This window comes from Thiofilum flexile DSM 14609, assembly GCF_000380185.1.
GTDB classification, from domain to species: Bacteria; Pseudomonadota; Gammaproteobacteria; order Thiotrichales; family Thiotrichaceae; genus Thiofilum; species Thiofilum flexile.
Genome location: NZ_KB904769.1, coordinates 78,294 through 100,258, shown reverse-complemented (window position 1 = coordinate 100,258; position 21,965 = coordinate 78,294). Strand labels below are relative to the sequence as shown.

Genomic DNA, 21,965 nt, shown 5'->3' with positions numbered 1-21,965 from the left:
CCCTTATTCAAGTTATCTAGTTTTATCGCACACCTGTTATACCAGCCCCTTCTAAAACAAGTCAACGCACCAAGCTATCAGAAGTGACGAAAATACAACAATTTTTAATGTGTACGTACCGATTCCACCTCTTCCTCCGCTGTAACGGGGTTTGAGGGGGGTTGTATTTCTGCATCACTCTCTAAATCTTCATCATCACGCAAGGCTACCGGAGCACGCTCTAACGCCAGAGCTAGCACCTCATCAATCCATTTAACCGCCTTAATCTCTAGGCCATCTTTGACGGAATCAGGGACTTCGGCTAGATCCTTTTCATTATCCTTAGGGATGAGAACACGTTTAATGCCGCCGCGATGGGCTGCGAGTAGTTTCTCCTTTAAGCCCCCAATGGGTAGCACTTCCCCGCGTAAGGTAATCTCTCCTGTCATCGCCACATCAGCCAAGACCGGAATCCCTGTCATTGCCGAGACCATAACCGTTACCATACCAATACCTGCACTAGGGCCATCTTTAGGAATAGCGCCTTCGGGTACATGGATATGCACATTATGCTTACTTAACTGTTTACGGGTAATGCCTAATTGTCTAGAGCGACTCTTTACCACCGTTTCAGCGGCATGAATCGACTCTTTCATCACCTCGCCTAAGCGTCCGGTACTTTTAATCATGCCACTACCGGGTAAAAGCGCACTCTCAATTGTCAGCAAATCGCCCCCAACTGAAGTCCATGCCAAACCCGTCACTTGACCGACCTGATTCGCCTTGCCTGCCTTACCATAGTCAAACTTTTTAACCCCTAGGTATTTAGCTAAATTTTTAGCGGTAATAGTAGTTTTAGTTTTCTTCTCTAGTAAGTGTTGCTTTACGACTTTACGGCAAATTTTAGAGATTTCACGTTCTAAGCCCCGTACTCCGGCCTCGCGAGTGTAATGGCGAATAATCTCTAGTAGCGTTGGATTATTCAGAATCAACTCTTCGCTTTTGAGACCATTGGCTTCCATTTGCTTAGGAATGAGGTAATTACGTGCAATATTCAGCTTTTCATCTTCGATATAGCCCGGAATCCGAATAACTTCCATCCGATCCAATAAAGGCTCAGGGATGCGCATACTATTCGAGGTCGCCACAAACATGACCTCCGATAGATCAAAATCCACCTCTAAATAATGATCGGAGAAGGCATGATTTTGTTCAGGATCGAGTACCTCTAACATCGCTGAAGCCGGGTCCCCTCTGAAATCCGTCGACATTTTGTCAATTTCATCCAGCAGGAATAACGGATTACGGGTTCCCACACGGCTAAGATTTTGCATCACTTTGCCGGGTAAAGAGCCAATATAAGTACGACGATGTCCACGAATTTCCGCCTCATCCCGTACCCCGCCTAAAGCCATACGGGTAAATTTGCGCCCAGTGGCTCGAGCAATGGATTGCCCTAATGAGGTTTTACCCACACCGGGTGGCCCTACTAAACATAAAATCGGGCCTTTAAGTTTTTTCACCCGTTGCTGTACCGCTAAAAATTCAATAATGCGCTCTTTCACTTCCTCTAGGCCATAATGATCGGCATTAAGAACACTCTCGGCCTCGGCTAGATTCGAGAGGATACGTGAACGCTTTTTCCACGGTACATTCACCAACCAATCAATATAATTACGCACCACTGTTGCTTCCGCTGACATCGGTGACATGAGCTTTAATTTATTGAGTTCTGCCCGTGCTTTCGCTAGTGCCTCTTTACTCATACCCGCTTTATCAATTTTACGGTTTAGCTCCTCCACCTCATTAGGCGCGGCATCATCCATATCTCCCAATTCTTTTTGAATGGCCTTGATTTGCTCATTGAGATAATACTCGCGTTGGCTGCGCTCCATTTGCTGCTTTACGCGCCCGCGAATTTTTTTCTCTACTTGCAGCAGATCTAGCTCACCCTCAATCAGCTCAATCAAATGCTTAATGCGCTCTTCAACGCTTAACATTTCTAGAATGGTCTGTTTTTGTGGAATCTTTAAGCCCAAATGTGCGACTACGGTATCAGCTAAACGCGCCGGATCATCAATACTCGATAAGGACGAAAGAATTTCAGGCGGTACTTTTTTATTCAGTTTGACATATTGTTCAAACGAATTAATTAAGGAACGACTGAGTATGTCAACATGACGCTCATCAATATCAAACAAGGAGTTACGAATTTCCACCCGTGCCGCAAAATATTCACTACCCTGATCAATAGCAACGATCTCAGCCCGCTCCACACCCTCTACTAATACTTTAAGCGTACCATCGGGTAATTTTAAGAGCTGTAAAATGGTGGCTAAGGTGCCAAAGGTATGAACATCCTCTAAGCTGGGCTCTTCTACATCGGCATTTTTTTGTGACACTAATAGGACTTGCTTAGTCGTATCCATTGCTGCATCTAATGCATGGATAGACTTAGAGCGCCCCACAAATAAAGGAATCACCATATGGGGATAAACTACAACATCACGTAGCGGCAACACTGGAACGATTAAACTCTCCGGTGCTAACTCTGATTCAGACATCACGAAACTCCCGTGCAGACATTGACTAGGTACACTAGCCAACGAGGTATCCTATGGAAAACTATATTATAAGAATAAGGTATGACTAGTGGTGTTACAGATACCCTAGATATCTGTAACACGTGTGAACAAGGAGACTATTCAGTAGCAGAGGCTACTAATTTAGGCTCTAAATTTTCATAGATAAGATAAGGAGGTGCTTCGCCATTGACTACAGACTCATCAACCACTACTTTGCTGACATTTTTCTCCGACGGTAGATCATACATCGTGTCGAGTAAAATGCGCTCCATAATCGTCCGTAGACCCCGCGCTCCTGTCTTACGCTCCATCGCTTTACGCGCAATCGCATGTAAGGCATCATCGCGAATGACTAATTCAGCCTCTTCCATTTCAAACAATTTGGCATATTGCTTGACTAAGGCATTTTTAGGCTCGCTGAGAATAGACACTAAGGCTTCTTCATCCAGTTCATCTAGGGTTGCCACCACTGGCAAACGTCCTACAAACTCTGGAATCAGGCCATAACGCACTAAATCCTCTGCCTCAATTTCCTTAATCACTTCACCAAAGAGCTTTTTCGTATCCGGTGCTCGCACATTCGCCGCAAAACCAATACTACCTTTCTCGGTACGCTCGCGAATAATGCGATCTAAGCCCGCAAAGGCTCCGCCACAGATAAACAGAATATTACGGGTATCAACCTGTAAAAATTCTTGCTGAGGATGTTTACGTCCCCCTTGTGGTGGAACAGAGGCAATAGTGCCCTCGATTAATTTTAATAAGGCTTGTTGTACACCTTCACCAGAGACATCACGGGTAATTGAGGGATTATCCGATTTGCGTGAAATTTTGTCGATTTCATCAATATAAACAATACCCGTCTGAGCCTTTTCGACATCATAATCGCATTTCTGCAATAGTTTTTGGATAATGTTTTCGACATCCTCACCCACATAACCCGCCTCAGTTAAGGTGGTAGCATCTGCAATAGTAAAGGGTACATTTAAGAGGCGTGCTAATGTTTCAGCCAATAACGTTTTACCACTGCCGGTAGGGCCTATTAATAAGATATTGCTCTTAGCGAGTTCAACCTCATCTTTATTATTACTCCCCCCCTTGTGATGTAGACGCTTGTAATGATTATATACCGCAACCGATAACACCCGTTTTGCAGAATCTTGACCAATCACATAATCATCTAGAATAGCTCTAATTTCACGCGGGATCGGCAAAGTATGTTGTTCATCTTCGCCGGTTTGTGCCGCATGAATTTCTTCTTGGATAATGTCATTACAAAGATCAACACATTCATCACAGATGAAAACGGAAGGGCCCGCTATGAGCTTACGTACTTCATGTTGACTCTTCCCACAAAAGGAACAGTACAGAAGCTTGCCACTCTCTTGACTACCCTTTTTATCTTTACTCATCTAAACCTCTACCTACGTCAGACCACCTGACGCTCTGCTTTTAATCATGCAACGCCTAATACCAAGACAGTATTCTACCCATTCGGCATTTTTCAAGTCCCATTATTATAATTTACCCCTAGAAACACAAGAATGCTGTACTTTCTAGGCGTATTTAATGGGGTTACTAGCCTCTATACCCTCTATTTAGCCTTGCTTTAAGTGAAAACAGCCTGACTAAGCAGGCTGTTTTCACTTATATTAAGCATAAAATGCAATATTTTGTATTAACTACGGGTAGTCAAAATAGCATCGACTAGGCCATAGGCCTTAGCATCTTCTGCGGTCATAAAATTATCCCGATCCGTATCTTTTTCGATCCGGTCTAAAGATTGCCCTGTGTGCTTAGCCAAAATACTATTCAATTCAGCACGGATTTTTAAAATTTCCCGCGCGTGAATTTCAATATCGGACGCCTGACCTTGGAAACCACCGAGTGGCTGATGAATCATGACGCGCGAATGAGGCAATACAAAACGCTTACCGGCTGCACCACCGGCTAATAATACTGCACCCATACTAGCCGCTTGACCAATACACAGCGTACTAACATCGGGTTTAATAAATTGCATGGTGTCATAAATCGACATCCCAGCCGTCACTACCCCACCGGGCGAGTTAATATAGAGATAAATATCTTTTTCAGAGTTTTCAGACTCTAAAAATAATAACTGCGCCACAATCAAATTAGCCATGTAGTCTTCTACAGGGCCTACACAAAAAATAACACGTTCTTTTAATAAGCGTGAGTAAATATCATACGCACGCTCACCCCGAGCAGATTGCTCAACTACCATCGGCACTAAATTCAGTGCTTGGGTATGGAGGGCACTATTCATTCGTACTACATCCTTTATTGGATAACAGATAGTAGCTATTAAGCCGCTTGTGCATCTGTAGTGTCAATATTACCTTGCGCGCGCCCGATTACTTGCTCAAAAGGACGCTCCTCATCCGTGATTTGGGCTTTAGACATTACCCAATCCACAATCAGCTCTTCCATAGCTGCAGCTTCAATGGTCTGCATAGCTTGTTGATTAGTACGATAGTACTCAATCAAAGCGGCAGGATCTTCATAGGTTAGCGATAAGGATTCTAATAATTCATCCACACGTTTAGCATCGCGTTGAATATTATTTTCACGAATTAATTGGCCTACAATCAGACCTAATTTCACCCGACGCTCTGCTTGTGGCTTAAATAGCTCATCAGGTAGGTTCGCATCAGGCATTTGCTGCCCCATGTTTTGCATAAACTCTTGGCGAACTTGCTTTGCTTCTTCACTAGTTAAAGCATTAGGTACATCAAACAGATGCAATGCGGCTAAGCCATCCATCACCTGTTGTTTGACTTGTGCTTTAATCGCATTAGTCATTTCGCGTTCCATATTTTTCTTAATTTCAGCGCGGAACGTTTCAACCGTTTTGCTTTCTAGACCAAAACGCTCAATAAAAGCCTCATTTACCTCAGGCAATACACCTTCTTGAACGCTAATAACATTTAGCTTGAATTGAGCGGTTTTACCTTTTAGGTTTTCGGCTTGATAGTCATCAGGGAATTTAACATCTGCTACTTTTTCCTCACCTGCTGACATACCGAGTAAGGCAGCCTCAAAATCAGGTAGCATACGCCCTGCCCCTAATTCCACAGCGAAGTTTTCAGCACTCCCGCCTTCAAAAGGAACACCATCTAAGGTACCTACGAAATTCAAGCGTACTAAATCGCCATTTTGAGCCGTGCGTGCAACGTCTTGCCATTCTTTTTGTTGTTTACGAATGGTCTCGACCATTTTATCAATATCGGCATCCGTCACACTTGATACAGGGCGTTTAATATTCAGATTAGAAACATCGGCGAGTTCGAACTCTGGATAGACTTGGAAAGTAGCTACATAAGCTAATGGTTCATTATGACCAAAGGTTTGTACATCAACCTGTGGCAAACCTGCCATACGTAATTTTTCTTGGCTTAAGGCATCGCGTAAGGATGACTCAATCACATCACCAATAACTTCTTGACGGGTAGCTTGTGCATAACGTTGACGAACAACATTCATAGGAACTTTGCCGGGGCGGAAGCCATCGATACGTACGCGTTTAGCTAATTTTTGTAAACGTTTCTCAACTTCATTGCCAACACGTTCAGCAGGAACGGTGACGGTCATTTTACGATCGATATTACCGGTTGTCTCGACAGAAACTTGCATGCCATACCTCATCATGTACCTGTGTTAATTTTACTTAACAGGCACGTCATCATTGAAATGTTGTGGATAAATAATAAGTGGTGCGAGAAGAGAGACTCGAACTCTCACGGGTCACCCCGCTGGAACCTAAATCCAGTGCGTCTACCAATTCCGCCATTCTCGCATATCACACTAACTATAACCGTTCGTCGGCTAAGTTAGGAAGGAGGCGATTATACATAGCTAGATTGCATTTGTATAATGTTGTGTTTGAAGTTTTGGGGTGGCTGATGGGACTCGAACCCACGACGACAGGAATCACAATCCTGGACTCTACCAGCTGAGCTACAGCCACCATAAAATAACCTGCTGTGCTGGCGCACCCGGCAGGACTCGAACCTGCAACCTACGGCTTAGAAGGCCGTTGCTCTATCCGGTTGAGCTACGGGAGCAGTAGGAAGGCAAAGATAAATAATATAATCAAAAGAAGTGGTCGGGGTAGAGAGATTCGAACTCCCGACATTCTGTACCCAAAACAGACGCGCTACCAGGCTGCGCTATACCCCGACGTTTGATTACGATTACAATGTCACTCTGCACTGCATCGAGGTGACAAATATTACTGAAGCATCTAAACCGCGTCAAGCATTTTTTAGATTATTTTTAGATTATTATTATTGCCCCCAGCCTCGCCTCTTGAGAGCCTGCTTGCCGACCCTCTTAGCAACTTAAGATTCAAAATCGGGTTGCATGTGGCATAAAACTATACTAAACCCAGTACTAGGTGTCGCATTAACTCACATATGCCCTCTTCATTTTGCAGTGTGTAGTCATCCATAGCTAAGGCCAAAGAATATTATTTTATAACGTTATCCATCTCGACTTTTTTAAACTCATTAAAGAAGGAATCCATTATGAGTACAATCTCAGCAGCCGGTTCAGCAAGCGCTGGTGATCTCGCCGCCTCTATCACTTCTAGTTGGTATTGGTATGTGATTGCCGGTATTGTGTTATTAATCGGTGGCTTTATGGGGATCGCTAGACCCATGCTAGCCTCATTAACAGTTGAAGTGATGACCGCCATCTTTTTTATTGTTGGTGGTATTTTGCAAGCTATACAATTATTCCGTGCTAACAGAAGTTCATCCTTTATTTGGTCATTATTATTAGGTGTGCTCTTTATTATCTTAGGGATAGCCCTACTCAAAAACCCCTTAGCTGGCCTTGTGAGTCTCACTATCGTAGCGGGTTCTTTAATTGGTGCATCGGGTATTGTCAAAATAATCTATGCCTTCCAACTGCGCCCGCTAGCAGGTTGGGTATGGATGTTGATTTCTGGAATGATTTCGCTACTTTTAGCCATTATGATTTTCACCAATATCGCCGTTAGTGCAGCGATCACGTTGGGCATATTGCTCTCTGTCGAGCTGATTAGTAGCGGTATTTGGATGCTACTAATCGGCTTTGGCTTTAGAAAAGTTAATAAAGAGCTTTCTACTCGCTAATTATTATTTTCCTCATCAATTACCCCATTGCTAGACAAGAGAATAGCAATGGGACGAGTGCTAGGCATGCTAGAGAGAAGTAGCATAATAATAACCATAATCGGTACACTCAAAATCATCCCTGTAATCCCCCAGATCGCCCCCCACACGGCTAAAGCCAGAATAATTACCAAGCCACTTAAATTGAGCCGACTACCCATTAAATAAGGCTCAAGAATATTACCAATACTGAACTGAACCATGGTGAGTACTATAGAGACCCCAAAAAAAGGCAGATAACTATCGAACTGTACTAATGAGAGTAATGCAGGAAAGATCACAGAGATCAAAGAGCCAATGGTCGGAATATAATTCAATAAAAAAGCAATAAATCCCCAAAATGCGGGATAATTCACATCAAATAAAGCTAATACAATATAGCAAAGCACCCCTGTTAATAGACTCACAAAAGTCTTAACCGTCAAATAAGTACGAATATTTTTATCCAGCCGGTCAAGGGTTGCATTGACCTGATCACGCTGCTCAGTATCGGTAAATAATGCGGTGATTTTTTTGGGAATAGCCGCCTGCTCCGACACAATAAAAATAATATAAATAATGACTAACGAGGCAATACCTAAAAAGCCACTCACCGCACTGACTACCCAACTCACCAGCTTCTCTAAGTTAAATAAATCATTAAAACGGCTCATATTTAGTTTTACATCGGGGGCAAATACTCCCAAGATATGATTTATTTTTGCCTCAATTCTTAGCTGATAACTCGGTGCATCCTGAGCTAAGGAACGCGCATTGGTCGCAATCATATCCATAGCCAATAGCACTAATAGAATAGAAATAGCCAATGCTAATAGCACCGCTAACACCCGTGGCACATGAAAGCCACCAAGTGAAATGCTCTGAAAGTAACGTGCGACGGTATCCAACACATACCAAATCACAATCGCAATAATTAATGGAATTAAGATATCGCGCCCGATAACTAAGAGCCAACCCAACACACAGACTAACAATAAACCTGCTGTTATGTTGACGAGGCGATTATTGAGTAAACTTTTTGGCATAAAGCCGCTCCCAGCTTATTGAGAAATAATACCCGTTAATTATAGCGAAACTTAGTGTATTTGCTTACCGCTCTGCTCATGACTTCTATACTTGATGAGCTAGCAACCAATTGATTATCTTGTCGGGGACTTGAGTTTGCGCTCTGGTACTCACATAAATCCCAATATGCCCCCCGTTAAAACTAAATTCCTCATAATCACTACTCGCCACTAATGCCTGTAAGGCTCGGCTCGCACTAGGGGGTACAATATGATCCTCGGTGGCATAAATATTTAGAATTGGCAAAGTGAGCTGCGTTAAATCAATAGGATGCTGACCGATGACTGCCCCGCCCGTGACTAATTGATTATTTTGAAAAAATAGTTTCACAAACTGGCGAAAAGCTTCTCCTGCCTGATCGGGACTATCATTAATCCATTGCTCCATTAAAACAAAACTTTGCAATGCGGCGGGCTGATCTAAAGCGTGAATAATATTAAAGTACTTCTGATGAGTTAGCTGATAGGGCTTAAGCCTAGCAAAAACCGTATTTAATAATGCTCCGGGGATATTGCCGAAGGTATCGACCAATAAATCAATATCAATAGGGCGTATTTCGTGGCTTAGTTGATTATCCGCTGTATGAAAATCCACGGGCGTGACCATCGTGATTAAGTTTTTCACCCTAGTAGGATGCAAAGCACTGTAGCACAAGCTCAATACCCCACCCTGGCAAATACCAAGCAGATTGACGGCCTTAAGGGTATGACGTTTTAAAACCTGTTGTACGCAGCGATGTAGATAGCCATTAATATAATCATCCAATGTTAAATAACGATCTACGGCATCAGGATAGCCCCAATCAAGCAGATAAATTGCTTGCCCGCGTGCCAATAAACCTTGTAGTAGTGAGCGTCCTTGTTGTAAATCCAGCATATAGGGGCGATTCACCAAGGCATACACAATCAAGAGTGGCTCGTGTAGCGTGATGGTTTCGGGGCGATAATAAAGCAGGCGCAGCTTATCTTCTTGATAAACAATTTCATCATAAGGTGTCACACCTGTGACTAAGGATACTTTTGCCACCCCTGCCCCAGCTTGTGCTAATTTAGCTTGGAGTTGGGCAATTTCCTGTAGTAACTGTTGAGTCTCTAGTAAGGATTGCATATGGATACCTATGCCTTCTTTAATAGCGCTACTTGTTCCGTTAAATACTCAAATTGCTCACGCAACTCTAAATGAGCGCGGCGCAATTCATGATAACGCTCCGCCACTAATTGTACATCCTGTTGACTGGGTATATTTAACCATTGCAATAAGGGCTTTAACTGGTCTTGTACCGCCACTTTTAAATGAATACCTGCATGCACTAACTCCGCATACAGGGCTTGATATTCCGCGCTTTGCGTCCAAGCAATATAAGCACGCTCATACTGTTCTCCCCATTGATCAATAATGGCCTGTAATGAGGCCGCCTTAGGTGCTTCATGCAACATATTGGCTTTAAACGCGGTGAAAACGAGCTGATTTAACTGCTCTAATGCTGCCTTATAACGCTGAGCTATTCGCTGATAATCTTGCATAGCTTGCTGTATGGCTTGCCATTGTTGTATTTGAGCCTGAAACACAGCCGTAACTGTATCCATTATCCCCTCAACCTGTTGGCGTTGTGCCCAATTCGACATCGTGTCTTGTATAGCCCCCAAACACTGCTCTAATGCGGCAGGATTAGGGGCTTCTGCTAACAGTTGTGGCAAGATTTTTTGGGCTACTTCCTGATGTAAAGTACTCGCGGCCTGAATTTGCTCTAGGGTGTTTTTAAGCGAAGGGGCCGTTTGCTGCTGAATCCATTGACTCCATAGTGCTTGTTGATCCAGCCCTTGCTGCCATAAAACTTGTGCATCTATCGGAGAAGTCATACGCAATCCTTCAAAGGGGGGTTGTACCTAGTACAGGGTCATGTTATTTTGTGCGTCGCAGCATTGCAAATTATTAGGTGGTAAGTATACCTCTACAGTTAGGGAATTGAATCTCACTGTAGCCCTGCTCTGCTGACATAATACTAGGGATACAGAACCAACTGATATCTTATTTTTCGCACCTAGTTGACAACTCACTCTCACACAAAAATAGGAGGCTATCCCATCATCGCGTGACGGGATAAGGTCTCTTATTAAAAACTATAATCTTGGGGTGGTAATAAGAGTTCCGCCCCTTGATGGTGTTTTGGTTAGGTTTAACTATTTAACTGTAACATCATTTAACTTTAAGGAACTCTTCCAATTAGGTTCAATTTCCAGACTTCATTTAGAAAGTCAAAGAATAGAGCTGATAACGGGCTTTCCCGTACTAACTTCTCGTAAAGGATATGACACATGAGCAAAGTGGCATTAGTAACTGGCGGTACTGGTGGTATCGGTAGCGCAGTTTGTAAGCGTTTAGCTGCTGCTGGTTTTAAAGTAATTAGCACTTACTTTGAGCCAGAAGAACAGGCCAAAGCATGGGCAGAAAAACAAGATTTTGCGGTCGGTCTCTATCATTGCAATGTCAGTGACTATGATTCTTGTGTTAAATTAAAACAAGCTATTGAAGCAGATGGCTTAAATGTCGATGTGATTGTCAATAATGCTGGCATTACCCGTGACGCTAAATTCTCTAAAATGACCTACGATATGTGGCGTGCAGTGCTGTCTACTAACTTAGATAGCCTATTTAATATCAGCCACCAATTCGTAGATGGTATGACAGAGCGCGGCTGGGGACGTATTATTAATATTTCATCGGTTAATGGTCAAAAAGGTCAAGCCGGTCAAACCAACTACAGTGCGGCTAAAGCCGGTGTACATGGTTTTACCATGGCTTTAGCTCAAGAAGTGGTGCGTAAAGGGGTCACAGTTAATACCATTTCTCCGGGTTATATCGGTACTGAAATGGTCATGGCGATCCGTGAAGATGTGCGCGAAAAGATTGTGGCGCAAATTCCTATGCAACGCTTAGGTAAACCGGAAGAAATTGCAGCTGTTGCCAACTTCTTAGCTTCTGATGATGCTGCCTTTATTACGGGCGCTGATTTCTCAGCTAATGGTGGTCAATACATGCACTAATATTGTGCTGTATTTTATGTTAAGGTGTACCCGTTACACCTTAGCTTGTATTAGGTCTTGCTAAATGAGCAAGCACTCATGTGTAATAGTTGTACTTATAATTAATACCCCATCTCATTAGAATTATAGGGTTTAACCATGACACTGGTAGAGACACATGCCTGACGCACGTCTTATTAAAAAATATCCTAATCGCCGCCTCTATGACACTACTTTAAGCAGCTATATTACTCTCAATGAAGTACGCGAATTGGTGATGAATGAAACACCTTTTAAAGTCGTAGATCGCCAAACTGGCGAGGACATCACACGTAGCATTTTATTACAAATTATTATGGAGCAAGAATCAGGAGGACAGCCACTCTTTAGTGCCGATGTATTGGCTCAATTTATTCGTAATTATAGTTTAAGCACCCATCAGGGTTTTACCGAGTTCATGGAACACAGCATGAGCACCTTTAAAGCTCAACAAAAAGCCGTTAGCGAACAAATGCATAAAGTACTTAAAGGCACGCCCTTAGATACTTGGCTGAAAATGAGCGAGCAAAATATGCAAATGTGGAATCAGGTACAACGCAATATTCTGAAATCACTATCCCAAAAATCTATTGAGAGAAATGATTAAAAAAAACAGCCCGCTGCTGGGCGGGCTTGAATAAGACTTCACAGTGAAGCGATTAGGAGAGAGGACACTGTGTCGTCAGCTCAGTCATTAAAAGCCACCTATCTCATAGTGAATACTCAAGACAGACAACTTTTAACTACCTAATAGCTTCAATTAGGCAGATTTATCAGCTACTTTTTTGCTAGCTGCAACAGTTTGAGCGGCTGCATCACGAGTAGCTGCTACGGCTTTATCTGTTACTTCTTGAGTCGCTTTTACTGCTTTCTCAGTGGCTTCTTGAGCTGCTTTTACTGCTTTTTCAGTCGCTTGTTTAGTTAAATTAGCAACTTCTTGAGCCGCTTCAACCGCTTGGCTAGTCGCTTTTTCAACTTGTTGAGTTGCTTTAGCCATAGAATCAGCTACTAATTGCTTATTGAGTTTAGTTAACTCTTCAGCGCTTTCAGTGGTATAGCCTTTAGCTTGTTCTAGAATGCCCATTAACTCATCACGAGCAGCTGTTAACGTTTCAGCAGCTTCACGTACATTGTTGACCCATTGTGAACTGTATTGAGTAATTGCCTCTTTTTGTAGCGCTACTAAATCTTTAGGATCTTTCACTTTGCTAACTAACTCAGCACTTTTCACACCTGATTCAACATAAGAATTCATCAGTGCTGCTTGTTTTGTAGTAAGCTTTTCAAAAGTTTTGAGGTTTAGTTCACCTAACTTTTGAGCAGTTGCTAAAGAATCTTCACTGAATTTTTTTAATACATCGATAATTTCGTTTGTCATGGCAATATCCTCGCGGTTTGTGGTTGGGTTTTAAACATTGGTGCGCTGCACCATTTGATGCAATGCACAATATCCGGTTTATACTATGTTGTCAACAACAATTTTGTGCAATGCACAAAATAATATAAATAGGTTATTTATCGGCCATTATGCAACTAATCAGCTTGTTTGGGTACTAACCATGGAAAGTGCATATTTAGGGGTTCTATTGCCCTCAAGATTCGTTAAAATCTGATATAGAGCGAATCATGCTCCACTCAATTACAAGGGAAACTACTACTATGAAACAATGGTTAATCATTATTACATTATTGGGTACGCTGATAAGCAATGCTGCATGGGCTGATTTAGCTCAAGATAAGAACGATTTTAATGCTAAGACTCAGAAGTTCCTCGGTGCTTTAAACCAAGCCATAGGAAAGATGAACACTAATCTCAAGGCACTTACCGACGATGAAAAAACCTTACAAGGCTACTTACGCCAAAAGCCTAATCCTAAGGAAAAACAATGTATTAATACCATGTTGACTCGTGCATCTGGTACTAAAAAACTAGTCACAGCCATGCGCCAACAACTCCTAAACGCCCAAAAGAAAATGCCCACCATACGCAATCAAGCGATGCAAGCACAATCCCCTGATCAACTAAATCAATATGCGATGCAAGCTAATACACTCGTAGAAGGTTTAAATGTGACAGGTGATAAAAATAGCCAACAGGCAGAACTATGGACTGCAAAAGTAGAACAAGCTTGTGCGGGTCTACAATAAAGACTGACTGCAACGCTATAGTTTAAAATTTATACCTAGTATACTGAGGCTCTCTTCATCAGTAGGAGCCTCACTTTTATGTCCTCAGTCCCTGTTAGTCCTGTTACTCTAGATGTTTCTAAATTAGAAGCTAATGTACGTCAATATGGCGAGTTGATTGGCGATATTCTACAAAGCCAAGAAAGTACCGCGCTCCTTGAGACCGTTGAAACCCTACGCAAAGGGTATATTCAACTACGTCAACAAGATGATCCCGCTCTACGTCAGCAATTAATGAGTCTGATTGAGCAGCTCGATATACCCACACTTGAGAAAGTTATTCGCGCTTTTAATAGCTTTTATTTGTTAGCGAATAATATTGAAGAAGACTTTCAACACCGCAGACGGCGCTTAGTGATTCAAGACAGCAATGCTGCTTTATGGAAGGGTTCGGTTCAAGGTACTATTAATGAACTAAAACAAGAGGGTCTAAGTGCCGCGCAGGTGCAAACCTTATTAGACCAACTTCGCTATATTCCGGTCTTCACCGCCCATCCGACCGAAGCTAGACGCCGCACCCTCATGACGGTACAACGTCGCCTCTTTGTTATTATCGATCAGCTCTCACAACCTTATATAGCCCCCGAAGAGCAGCAAGCCTTACGTCGCCAACTGAGTACCCAACTACAAACCTTATGGCGTACTAATGAGGTGCGTAATCATAAACCCACTGTACTCGATGAAGTGCGTTATGGTTTATATTATTTCCGCGAAAGCCTCTTTGCCGCTATTCCGCTGTTATATCGTTATTTTGATCGTGCCTTACGCCACACCTATGGACTGCATCAAGTCACTGTACCTAGTTTTGTGCGTTTTGGTTCTTGGATTGGCGGGGATCGGGATGGTAACCCCTTTGTAACGGCTGACGTGACACGCCAAGCGATTCGTTTGCATATGCAAGCAGCACTAGAAGAGTATATAAAACGTGTTCAAGAACTCAGCACGATGCTGACTCATAGTATTCAGTTTATTACGCCTACTCCGGCTTTCAGTGACTACCTCGATAGTCAACAAGTACTCTTTCAGCAACACGATCCTAATGTCGTTAACCCTTATCCAGAGGAGCCTTATCGTCAACTCCTTAACTATATGGCAGAGCGCCTCAAGCATACATTAGAAACCGTAGAGACTCGTATTGAACATGATCAAGCCTCCCTGCCCCCACATGCCTATCTGACTGCCCAAGACTTCTTACAAGCGCTTAACTTAATCAATGATTCTTTGCGTAGCCATCATGATGACTTAATCGCAGGGCGCGAACTAAAAGATTTAATTCGACTCGTAGAAACCTGTGGTTTTAGCTTGTATCAGGTGGATATTCGCCAAGAATCCACTACTCACACTAATACCGTAGCGGAAGTCTTACAAAAAACGCAATTAGTCCCCGAATACACCCAACTCAGTGAGCAAGAGCGGATTGCAACGCTAGCAGAACTGATTACCCGCCCCCGCCTGCCGCTACCACAGCGCCCCACCTTAAGCGCTCAAAGTGCCGAAACCCTAGCCGTGTTTGACACCATGCTGGCGATGCGTTTAGAGACAGGCGAGGATACCTTCGGAGCCTATGTTATCTCTATGACGCATTATGCGAGTCATATTCTAGAGGTCATGTTCTTAGCACGTTTAGCAGGTTTAATCGGCTATCAACAAGGTGAGCTATACTGCCATATTCAAGTCGCTCCCCTATTTGAAACCATTGATGACTTGAAACGTATTGCCTCCGTGCTTACTGAACTGTTTAGCAATCCTATCTATCAACAATTGCTCCAAGCCTCCGGTAATACCCAAGAGGTGATGCTAGGCTATTCTGATTCGGCTAAAGATGGTGGCATCTTAGCCTCGAACTGGAATCTCTATAATGCTCAGCGCCAAGTAATTACGCTTGCCAATCAATATGGCGTGAAATGTCGTTTATTCCACGGGCGCGGTGGGACAGTAGGACGGGGTGGTGGCCCTACTCATGAAGCTATTATTGCGCAGCCCTCTGGCACGGTATATGGGCAAATTAAATTCACTGAGCAAGGTGAAGTACTCGCTGCCAAATATAGCAATGTAGAAACCGCCGCCTATGAGCTAGGTGTGGGTGCAACCGGCTTGCTTAAGGCGAGTGCTCATCTAGTCACCCAGCAATTCCGTACGATTCCCGATAGCTTTAGAACCGCTATGCAAACGATTGCGGACTATGGTGAAAATACCTATCGGGAGCTAACGGATCGAACCGAAGGCTTTATGGACTATTTTTATGAGGCCACGCCCGTGCAAGAAATCGGTCGCCTCAATATTGGTTCACGTCCCTCGCATCGCAAACAAACCGTGCGTGATAAAAGCTCTATTCGGGCGATTCCTTGGGTATTCGGTTGGGCGCAAGCGCGGCATACTCTGCCCGCGTGGTATGGCATCGGTACGGCTCTACATACCTACCGTACTACTCAGCCCGATGGTTTAGTCATGCTGAGAAGCATGTATCAACAATGGCTCGCATTTCGTGCCTTGCTCAGTAATGTGCAAATGGCCTTGTATAAAGCTGATATGGGTACCGCCCATGCCTATGCACAACTAGCCAGCACGCCCAATGCGGAAGCCATTTTTGAAACGATTCGTGCCGAATATGAGTTGACCAAACAAGAGATCCTACAAGTCGCACAAATCCCCGATCTATTAGCTGAATCTCCCTTTCTGCAATACTCGCTAAAACGGCGCGATCCTTATTTAGATCCACTAAATAATATTCAAATCACGCTGATTAAACGGCATCGTGATTATGTTGCTACTACGGGTGAAGCTGATTCGCCTTGGTTAGAAGTATTATTACGTACTATTAATGCCATTGCTGCAGGAATGCGTAATACGGGTTGATTAACTCAACCGGTGAAATATTGGGTTAGTTAAATTAAAGCTAACCCAATAATACTGTAAACAATAGCGACAATAACACCCACATCACCCCTACATAGCCAATATGCCAGCGGAATAAATCTGCTCCGGCAATCTCTAATTGCCCCCGCACCATCACATTCATCCCAGATAAAGGGCTGGCAACCACACCTAAACTCCAAATGGATAAAAACAATAGCCCTAATACATTAGGATTAGCCACTAAAGGGGTAGCCATAGGACCAATCAGGGCAATAGCAATTAAGGGGTGTATGCCTATTAAGGCCAACATAATTGCAACACCTAAGGATAATGCAGCCTCTAAGCCAGTAAACTGATTAAATAGGCTAACCTCAGGAAAAGTACTCAATACACTTTTTAAGCCCACCGTTAATACCCCCGCGCCTAAAAACAGGGCTAGCTCACGCGCCATGCGTAAAGGTGCGGCTTGTACATGCTCTGCAAAGCGTTGCTGTACTGCTAAGTTTTTAATGATTAATAAAGCAGCACTAAATATCATGGCTAATAAGGCTACTAGAGTTAAAATCGGCACCTTAGGTAATAAGTAGTGCAATACAATAATACTCAAGGCTAAACCTAAGGGTAAGGCTAAGCTATTAAGCTTTAAAGGATAGCCTTGAAAGTCATGTAAAGCATTACCCATACGGTATTTAAACTCTAATAGGCTTAATAGACTAGCAACTACCGCAACACCTATTCCTAAACTTAAAATACCCAATAAGCTAGCGTTAGGAGCATAGGTTAAAGCTACCCCCATCGAAGCAAAAAAAGGCGACCAAAAAGCAGCAATAGCAAAAGCACGAGTCATGAGAGTGATTTGCGGGCGTTTTAAAATCTGATGTGATTTAAAATACTCGCCCACTAATACAAGAATAGATAAGTTAATCACAGCACCCAAGGCTTGAATACCAAAGAAATTACCTATCAGACTCTTAATACCCAATTGCTGTTTAGTATCTGCCCTAGGTAAAGCACTAAGCCTTAAAAAACTCACTCCATAGAGCATGACTAATAGCGCATTGTTTTGAGTTAATAGCTCGCTTATTGAAATAGATGCGCCACGCATAGCGGCAATGACTAGAAGTATTGCTCCTAAACCGGCTAAAGCAAAGAACTGGATAAATTGGCGGGCGGGTAATTTATAGAGTAGCCAGACTAATACTAGCCATCCGTAACAGCCACTCAGGGCGAGAGGTATAGAAGGGATAAAAACATAAGCAAAATGCAATAAAGCCATTGCAAGGAGTAAACTGCCTGCCATTTATAATACCTCCCACCACCTAAACGAAAAAAAGCCCATCACTAGGATGGGCTTTTTAATTTGGTGCCGGCGGCGAGACTCGAACTCGCACGGCTATAAGCCACTACCACCTCAAGATAGCGTGTCTACCAATTCCACCACGTCGGCATAACTGGTTCCCCTACTGCGGTTGAGCAGGGGCTGCTGGCGCTGCAGGTACTTCAGAATTAGCCGCTGGAGCCGGAGCTACAGGCTGCTGAGTTACCGCAGGAGCAGTTGTTGTTGCCGGTGCTGTAGGTACTTCTGAAGTAGATGCAACAGGAGCTGCGGGTACTTCAGAATTAGCCGGAACACCTGGCAATGTAGGTTGTTGAGATGTACTTGGAGCAGCCGGTACTTCAGAATTAACTGGAGCACTGACGGCTGAGCCTTGCATAATACTACCTGTCAGTGAACTACCACGATTTTGGCTAGAAACTATCATTGCCAAAACAATGCAATTCACAAAAAATACTGCTGCTAAAATAGCAGTTGTTCTACTCAAGAAATTACCTGAGCCTTGAGAACCAAAGATTGTCCCAGACGCGCCACTACCAAATGCAGCACCGGCATCAGCACCTTTACCGTGTTGCATCAATACTAAGATAATGATAGCAACCGATACTATAATTTGGACAATCAATAAAATGTTATACAACATACTGTGTTTAAGCCTTATTTCCAGCTCGGCAGATTGTTAAAAATTTATCCGCGTTCAACGCCGCTCCGCCGATCAAACCACCATCAATGTCGGGCATCGCAAACAGCTCAGCGGCATTGGAGCCTGTTACGCTGCCACCATATAGAATTTGTAATTGTTCTGCAACTGATTTATTTAAGCTAGCAATCATCTCTCGCATATAGGCATGTACGGCTTGCGCTTGCTCTGGTGTGGCTGCTTTACCTGTACCAATCGCCCATCTTGGCTCATAAGCAAGCACGCTATTTACTAGATCTTGCACATCTATTTTATCCAGTAATGCCTGTAACTGACGCCTAATAACCAGCTCTGTTTGATTAGCTTCCCGCTCAGCTAAGGTCTCACCGACACAAAAAATGGGAATAAGCCCCCCTTGTTGTGCCATCACAAACTTCTGAGCACAGATCTCATCCGACTCTCCAAACAACGCACGTCGCTCGGAATGCCCAACAATCACATAATCACAACCAAACTCTTTAAGCATGAGTGCTGATACTTCACCGGTATAAGCACCCACCTCATATTTTGACACATTTTGCGCCCCTAATTTCAGGGTGCTATTTTGTGTTAACGTTTGTACTAGAGGAATATAAACGCATGGAGTACACACTAGCGCTACCGTGGTTTGATGTAAACTATCTAAACCTGCATTAATATCCGCTACTAAGGTATTAATACTGGCTTGACTACCATTTAACTTCCAATTCCCAGCGACTAGTAATGCTCTCATATACTACTCCCTCTCCTCTGTGGGGCTGAATCGTAACTGCTCGTTTTAGGAAAATCAATCCCTAATCTAGGGAAAACTTCTCCCTATCGTTAAGCAGCCGCTTTCACAGCCGAAGCAATTTGTTGAGCTAACTGCTCAGTTTCATAGGAATCTTGTCCCTCTACCATGACGCGAATGAGCGGCTCCGTACCAGAAGCACGCAGTAATACCCGCCCCCGCAACCCTAAAGTAGACTCTACATCCGCCACGGCAGATTGAATCAGAGTATGCTTTAAATCTAAGGGCTGCTTAACCCGTACATTAACCAAAGTTTGTGGATATTGCTGCATCACCTCGCTCAGCTCTGCTAACGTTTTACCACTTTGCACTACGGCGCTGAGTACCTGTAAGGCCGAGATAATACCATCACCCGTAGGCATCATATCACGCACAATCACATGCCCAGAGGACTCGCCCCCTAAGATACATTGGTTTTGTAGCATCATCTCTAGCACATAACGATCCCCGACTTTCGCCCGATAAAAGGGTAAACCTAAACGTTGGATCGCTTGCTCTAGCCCTAGATTACTCATGAGCGTACCCACAACTCCCTTAGCCAAAGCTTCTTCTTTAGCACGGGCATGGGTAATAATCGCTAATATTTGATCGCCATTAATGGTATTACCCTTGTGATCAACCATCATCAAGCGATCACCATCACCATCCAACGCAATCCCTATATCTGCCCGATATTTTGAAACAGCCGCCTGTAGACCATCGAGATGAGTAGCACCACATTCTTCATTGATATTTAGACCATTAGGTTTATTGGCAATGGTGACAACCTCAGCCCCTAACTCTTCAAATACATGCGGTGCAATATGATAGGTCGCCCCATTCGCGCAATCGACTACCAGACGTAAACCGGCTAATGACTGTTCTGCGGGTAAGGCACGCTTACAAAATTCAATATAACGTCCCGCTGCATCATCAATACGCACCGCGCGTCCTAAATCCGCCGACTCCACACACACAAAATCACGCTCTAAATACGCCTCAATGGCTTCTTCTACTTCATCCGGTAACTTCATGCCATCCGAAGAGAAAAATTTTACGCCATTATCATCAAAAGGATTATGCGAGGCACTGATCACAATACCCGCTGAAGCCCGAAAAGCACGAGTCAAATAAGACACTGCCGGGGTAGGCATAGGGCCTAATAAACGTACATGCACCCCTGCTGCCTCTAAACCTGCTTGTAAGGCCGACTCCAACATATATCCCGAAATACGCGTATCTTTACCAATCAGGACGAGGGGGTGATTATTATTCACTAATACCTTGCCTGCTGCCCAACCTAGTTTAAGAATAAAATCGGGGGTCATGGGACGTTGACCAATTTTTCCACGAATGCCATCGGTCCCAAAATAATGTCTGGTCATATTTACTTACCTTTTAAAAAATATATCCATAAAGCGCTGATCTAAGCAGGGCTATACCCACAGGGCTTGGGCAATTTTTAAGGCATCAACCGTCTCTTTAACATCATGGACGCGTAATATTTTTGCCCCCTTTAATACCGCAATCGCCGCAGCTACTACGCTACCTGTTACCCGATCCGCGACTTCACGCTGGCCTAATAAGGCTCCAATCATGGATTTACGTGATAGTCCCACCAATAGAGGATAGGGTGTTTTAGTTAATTGCTCTAAATGCTGTAATAAGGTGATATTATGTTCTAAGGTCTTACCAAACCCAAAGCCCGGATCCAGCCAAATACGTTCGCGTTGAATGCCCGCTTGTTCGCAAATAGTCGCTCGCTCCAACAAAAACGTTCTAACATCGCTAATAACATTAGTATAGACAGGTTTTTGCTGCATGGTGCGCGGTTCGCCCTGCATGTGCATCAGGCATACGGATACTTGTGCTGCACTACAAACTTCTAAAGCCCTCGGTGCCCTTAAGGCTAACACATCATTAATCATAGCGACACCTTGCTGAATAGCCGCCTGCATGACCTCAGCCTTACAAGTATCAACAGAGAGCAAAGCCTCTGGGAAACGCTGTTTAAGCGCCTCTAATACGGGTATGACTCGTGCTAACTCATCATCGACACTTACCGCCTCTGCACCCGGACGGGTAGATTCACCCCCAATATCGAGTATAGTTGCGCCCTCATGTAATAAACGCTCAGCTTGTCTTAATGCCTGATCTATTTGATTAAAGCGTCCCCCGTCTGAAAAAGAATCAGGGGTTACATTAATAATCCCCATCACAGATGGCGTATCAGTAGGTAATAACATAAACACAGCTCCATAAAAAAA

Annotated in this window: 18 protein-coding genes and 5 tRNA genes; 5 read left to right on the top strand and 18 right to left on the bottom strand. The window is 43.6% G+C overall.

The window, feature by feature from the left end:
* Positions 1-104 precede the first annotated feature (104 nt).
* The 8 genes from lon to A3IK_RS0110185 form a co-directional block, all read right to left on the bottom strand.
* Complete coding sequence (gene lon / locus A3IK_RS0110220; RefSeq protein WP_020559885.1) at positions 105-2,543, bottom strand: endopeptidase La; 2,439 nt, start codon at positions 2,541-2,543, stop codon at positions 105-107.
* A 137-nt stretch (positions 2,544-2,680) separates the two neighbouring features.
* Positions 2,681-3,976: an ATP-dependent Clp protease ATP-binding subunit ClpX gene (gene clpX, locus A3IK_RS0110215; RefSeq protein ID WP_020559884.1), complete on the bottom strand. Its 1,296-nt coding sequence runs from the start codon at positions 3,974-3,976 to the stop codon at positions 2,681-2,683.
* A 266-nt stretch (positions 3,977-4,242) separates the two neighbouring features.
* Positions 4,243-4,854 carry an ATP-dependent Clp endopeptidase proteolytic subunit ClpP gene (clpP, locus tag A3IK_RS0110210; protein ID WP_020559883.1) on the bottom strand — a complete coding sequence of 204 codons (612 nt, stop codon included), beginning with the start codon at positions 4,852-4,854 and terminating at the stop codon, positions 4,243-4,245.
* Positions 4,855-4,892: 38 nt separating this feature from the next.
* On the bottom strand, positions 4,893-6,221 hold the full coding sequence (gene tig / locus A3IK_RS0110205) for a trigger factor (RefSeq protein ID WP_020559882.1): 1,329 nt from the start codon (positions 6,219-6,221) through the stop codon (positions 4,893-4,895).
* Between the two features lie 78 nt (positions 6,222-6,299).
* Positions 6,300-6,384: transfer RNA gene (locus A3IK_RS0110200), tRNA-Leu, on the bottom strand.
* 95 nt (positions 6,385-6,479) lie between these two features.
* A tRNA-His gene (locus A3IK_RS0110195) sits at positions 6,480-6,555 on the bottom strand.
* Positions 6,556-6,575: 20 nt separating this feature from the next.
* Positions 6,576-6,652, bottom strand: a tRNA-Arg gene (locus A3IK_RS0110190).
* Positions 6,653-6,690: 38 nt separating this feature from the next.
* Positions 6,691-6,767, bottom strand: a tRNA-Pro gene (locus A3IK_RS0110185).
* A 347-nt stretch (positions 6,768-7,114) separates the two neighbouring features.
* Between A3IK_RS0110185 and A3IK_RS0110180 the strand changes: the two genes are divergently transcribed.
* Entirely contained in the window at positions 7,115-7,705 is a 591-nt protein-coding gene (locus A3IK_RS0110180) for an HdeD family acid-resistance protein (protein ID WP_020559881.1), read from the top strand.
* On the opposite strand, the gene A3IK_RS0110175 is transcribed toward A3IK_RS0110180, so the two are convergent.
* From A3IK_RS0110175 to A3IK_RS0110165, 3 genes are all read right to left on the bottom strand, one after another.
* Positions 7,702-8,769 (bottom strand): AI-2E family transporter, encoded by a 1,068-nt coding sequence (locus tag A3IK_RS0110175; protein ID WP_020559880.1) that lies wholly within the window; start codon positions 8,767-8,769, stop codon positions 7,702-7,704. The genes A3IK_RS0110180 and A3IK_RS0110175 overlap by 4 nt on opposite strands.
* A gap of 85 nt (positions 8,770-8,854) precedes the next feature.
* Positions 8,855-9,916, bottom strand: coding sequence for a class III poly(R)-hydroxyalkanoic acid synthase subunit PhaC (gene phaC / locus A3IK_RS0110170; RefSeq protein WP_020559879.1), 1,062 nt, complete (start codon positions 9,914-9,916; stop codon positions 8,855-8,857).
* Positions 9,917-9,924: 8 nt separating this feature from the next.
* On the bottom strand, positions 9,925-10,668 hold the full coding sequence (locus A3IK_RS0110165; RefSeq protein WP_020559878.1) for a poly(R)-hydroxyalkanoic acid synthase subunit PhaE: 744 nt from the start codon (positions 10,666-10,668) through the stop codon (positions 9,925-9,927).
* A 456-nt stretch (positions 10,669-11,124) separates the two neighbouring features.
* Between A3IK_RS0110165 and phbB the strand changes: the two genes are divergently transcribed.
* On the top strand, positions 11,125-11,853 hold the full coding sequence (gene phbB / locus A3IK_RS0110160) for an acetoacetyl-CoA reductase (RefSeq protein WP_020559877.1): 729 nt from the start codon (positions 11,125-11,127) through the stop codon (positions 11,851-11,853).
* Between the two features lie 157 nt (positions 11,854-12,010).
* Positions 12,011-12,478 carry a polyhydroxyalkanoate synthesis repressor PhaR gene (gene phaR / locus A3IK_RS0110155; RefSeq protein ID WP_020559876.1) on the top strand — a complete coding sequence of 156 codons (468 nt, stop codon included), beginning with the start codon at positions 12,011-12,013 and terminating at the stop codon, positions 12,476-12,478.
* Between the two features lie 153 nt (positions 12,479-12,631).
* Here the strand turns inward: phaR and A3IK_RS0110150 are convergent, their stop codons facing one another.
* Complete coding sequence (locus A3IK_RS0110150; RefSeq protein WP_020559875.1) at positions 12,632-13,249, bottom strand: phasin family protein; 618 nt, start codon at positions 13,247-13,249, stop codon at positions 12,632-12,634.
* Positions 13,250-13,530: 281 nt separating this feature from the next.
* Between A3IK_RS0110150 and A3IK_RS0110145 the strand changes: the two genes are divergently transcribed.
* Complete coding sequence (locus A3IK_RS0110145; protein ID WP_020559874.1) at positions 13,531-14,019, top strand: hypothetical protein; 489 nt, start codon at positions 13,531-13,533, stop codon at positions 14,017-14,019.
* Between the two features lie 78 nt (positions 14,020-14,097).
* Positions 14,098-16,914 (top strand): phosphoenolpyruvate carboxylase, encoded by a 2,817-nt coding sequence (gene ppc / locus A3IK_RS0110140; RefSeq protein ID WP_020559873.1) that lies wholly within the window; start codon positions 14,098-14,100, stop codon positions 16,912-16,914.
* 40 nt (positions 16,915-16,954) lie between these two features.
* On the opposite strand, the gene A3IK_RS0110135 is transcribed toward ppc, so the two are convergent.
* From A3IK_RS0110135 to folP, 6 genes are all read right to left on the bottom strand, one after another.
* Positions 16,955-18,214 (bottom strand): hypothetical protein, encoded by a 1,260-nt coding sequence (locus tag A3IK_RS0110135; RefSeq protein ID WP_020559872.1) that lies wholly within the window; start codon positions 18,212-18,214, stop codon positions 16,955-16,957.
* A gap of 61 nt (positions 18,215-18,275) precedes the next feature.
* Positions 18,276-18,361: transfer RNA gene (locus A3IK_RS0110130), tRNA-Leu, on the bottom strand.
* 13 nt (positions 18,362-18,374) lie between these two features.
* Positions 18,375-18,893, bottom strand: coding sequence for a preprotein translocase subunit SecG (gene secG / locus A3IK_RS20825; protein ID WP_020559871.1), 519 nt, complete (start codon positions 18,891-18,893; stop codon positions 18,375-18,377).
* A 7-nt stretch (positions 18,894-18,900) separates the two neighbouring features.
* The gene (tpiA, locus tag A3IK_RS0110120; RefSeq protein WP_020559870.1) at positions 18,901-19,662 is read right to left on the bottom strand and encodes a triose-phosphate isomerase; all 762 of its coding nucleotides are present in this window, start codon (positions 19,660-19,662) and stop codon (positions 18,901-18,903) included.
* Positions 19,663-19,751: 89 nt separating this feature from the next.
* The gene (gene glmM / locus A3IK_RS0110115) at positions 19,752-21,083 is read right to left on the bottom strand and encodes a phosphoglucosamine mutase (protein WP_020559869.1); all 1,332 of its coding nucleotides are present in this window, start codon (positions 21,081-21,083) and stop codon (positions 19,752-19,754) included.
* Positions 21,084-21,134: 51 nt separating this feature from the next.
* Complete coding sequence (gene folP / locus A3IK_RS0110110) at positions 21,135-21,944, bottom strand: dihydropteroate synthase (RefSeq protein WP_020559868.1); 810 nt, start codon at positions 21,942-21,944, stop codon at positions 21,135-21,137.
* Between the last annotated feature and the right edge of the window lie 21 nt (positions 21,945-21,965).

Excerpts from the sequence above, each read along its gene's own strand:
- lon (WP_020559885.1), bottom strand. The coding sequence starts at position 2,543 with ATGTCTGAATCAGAGTTAGCACCGGAGAGTTTAATCGTTCCAGTGTTG.
- clpX (WP_020559884.1), bottom strand. The coding sequence starts at position 3,976 with ATGAGTAAAGATAAAAAGGGTAGTCAAGAGAGTGGCAAGCTTCTGTAC.
- clpP (WP_020559883.1), bottom strand. The coding sequence starts at position 4,854 with ATGAATAGTGCCCTCCATACCCAAGCACTGAATTTAGTGCCGATGGTA.
- tig (WP_020559882.1), bottom strand. The coding sequence starts at position 6,221 with ATGCAAGTTTCTGTCGAGACAACCGGTAATATCGATCGTAAAATGACC.
- A3IK_RS0110180 (WP_020559881.1), top strand. The coding sequence starts at position 7,115 with ATGAGTACAATCTCAGCAGCCGGTTCAGCAAGCGCTGGTGATCTCGCC.
- A3IK_RS0110175 (WP_020559880.1), bottom strand. The coding sequence starts at position 8,769 with ATGCCAAAAAGTTTACTCAATAATCGCCTCGTCAACATAACAGCAGGT.
- phaC (WP_020559879.1), bottom strand. The coding sequence starts at position 9,916 with ATGCAATCCTTACTAGAGACTCAACAGTTACTACAGGAAATTGCCCAA.
- A3IK_RS0110165 (WP_020559878.1), bottom strand. The coding sequence starts at position 10,668 with ATGACTTCTCCGATAGATGCACAAGTTTTATGGCAGCAAGGGCTGGAT.
- phbB (WP_020559877.1), top strand. The coding sequence starts at position 11,125 with ATGAGCAAAGTGGCATTAGTAACTGGCGGTACTGGTGGTATCGGTAGC.
- phaR (WP_020559876.1), top strand. The coding sequence starts at position 12,011 with ATGCCTGACGCACGTCTTATTAAAAAATATCCTAATCGCCGCCTCTAT.
- A3IK_RS0110150 (WP_020559875.1), bottom strand. The coding sequence starts at position 13,249 with ATGACAAACGAAATTATCGATGTATTAAAAAAATTCAGTGAAGATTCT.
- A3IK_RS0110145 (WP_020559874.1), top strand. The coding sequence starts at position 13,531 with ATGAAACAATGGTTAATCATTATTACATTATTGGGTACGCTGATAAGC.
- ppc (WP_020559873.1), top strand. The coding sequence starts at position 14,098 with ATGTCCTCAGTCCCTGTTAGTCCTGTTACTCTAGATGTTTCTAAATTA.
- A3IK_RS0110135 (WP_020559872.1), bottom strand. The coding sequence starts at position 18,214 with ATGGCAGGCAGTTTACTCCTTGCAATGGCTTTATTGCATTTTGCTTAT.
- secG (WP_020559871.1), bottom strand. The coding sequence starts at position 18,893 with ATGTTGTATAACATTTTATTGATTGTCCAAATTATAGTATCGGTTGCT.
- tpiA (WP_020559870.1), bottom strand. The coding sequence starts at position 19,662 with ATGAGAGCATTACTAGTCGCTGGGAATTGGAAGTTAAATGGTAGTCAA.
- glmM (WP_020559869.1), bottom strand. The coding sequence starts at position 21,083 with ATGACCAGACATTATTTTGGGACCGATGGCATTCGTGGAAAAATTGGT.
- folP (WP_020559868.1), bottom strand. The coding sequence starts at position 21,944 with ATGTTATTACCTACTGATACGCCATCTGTGATGGGGATTATTAATGTA.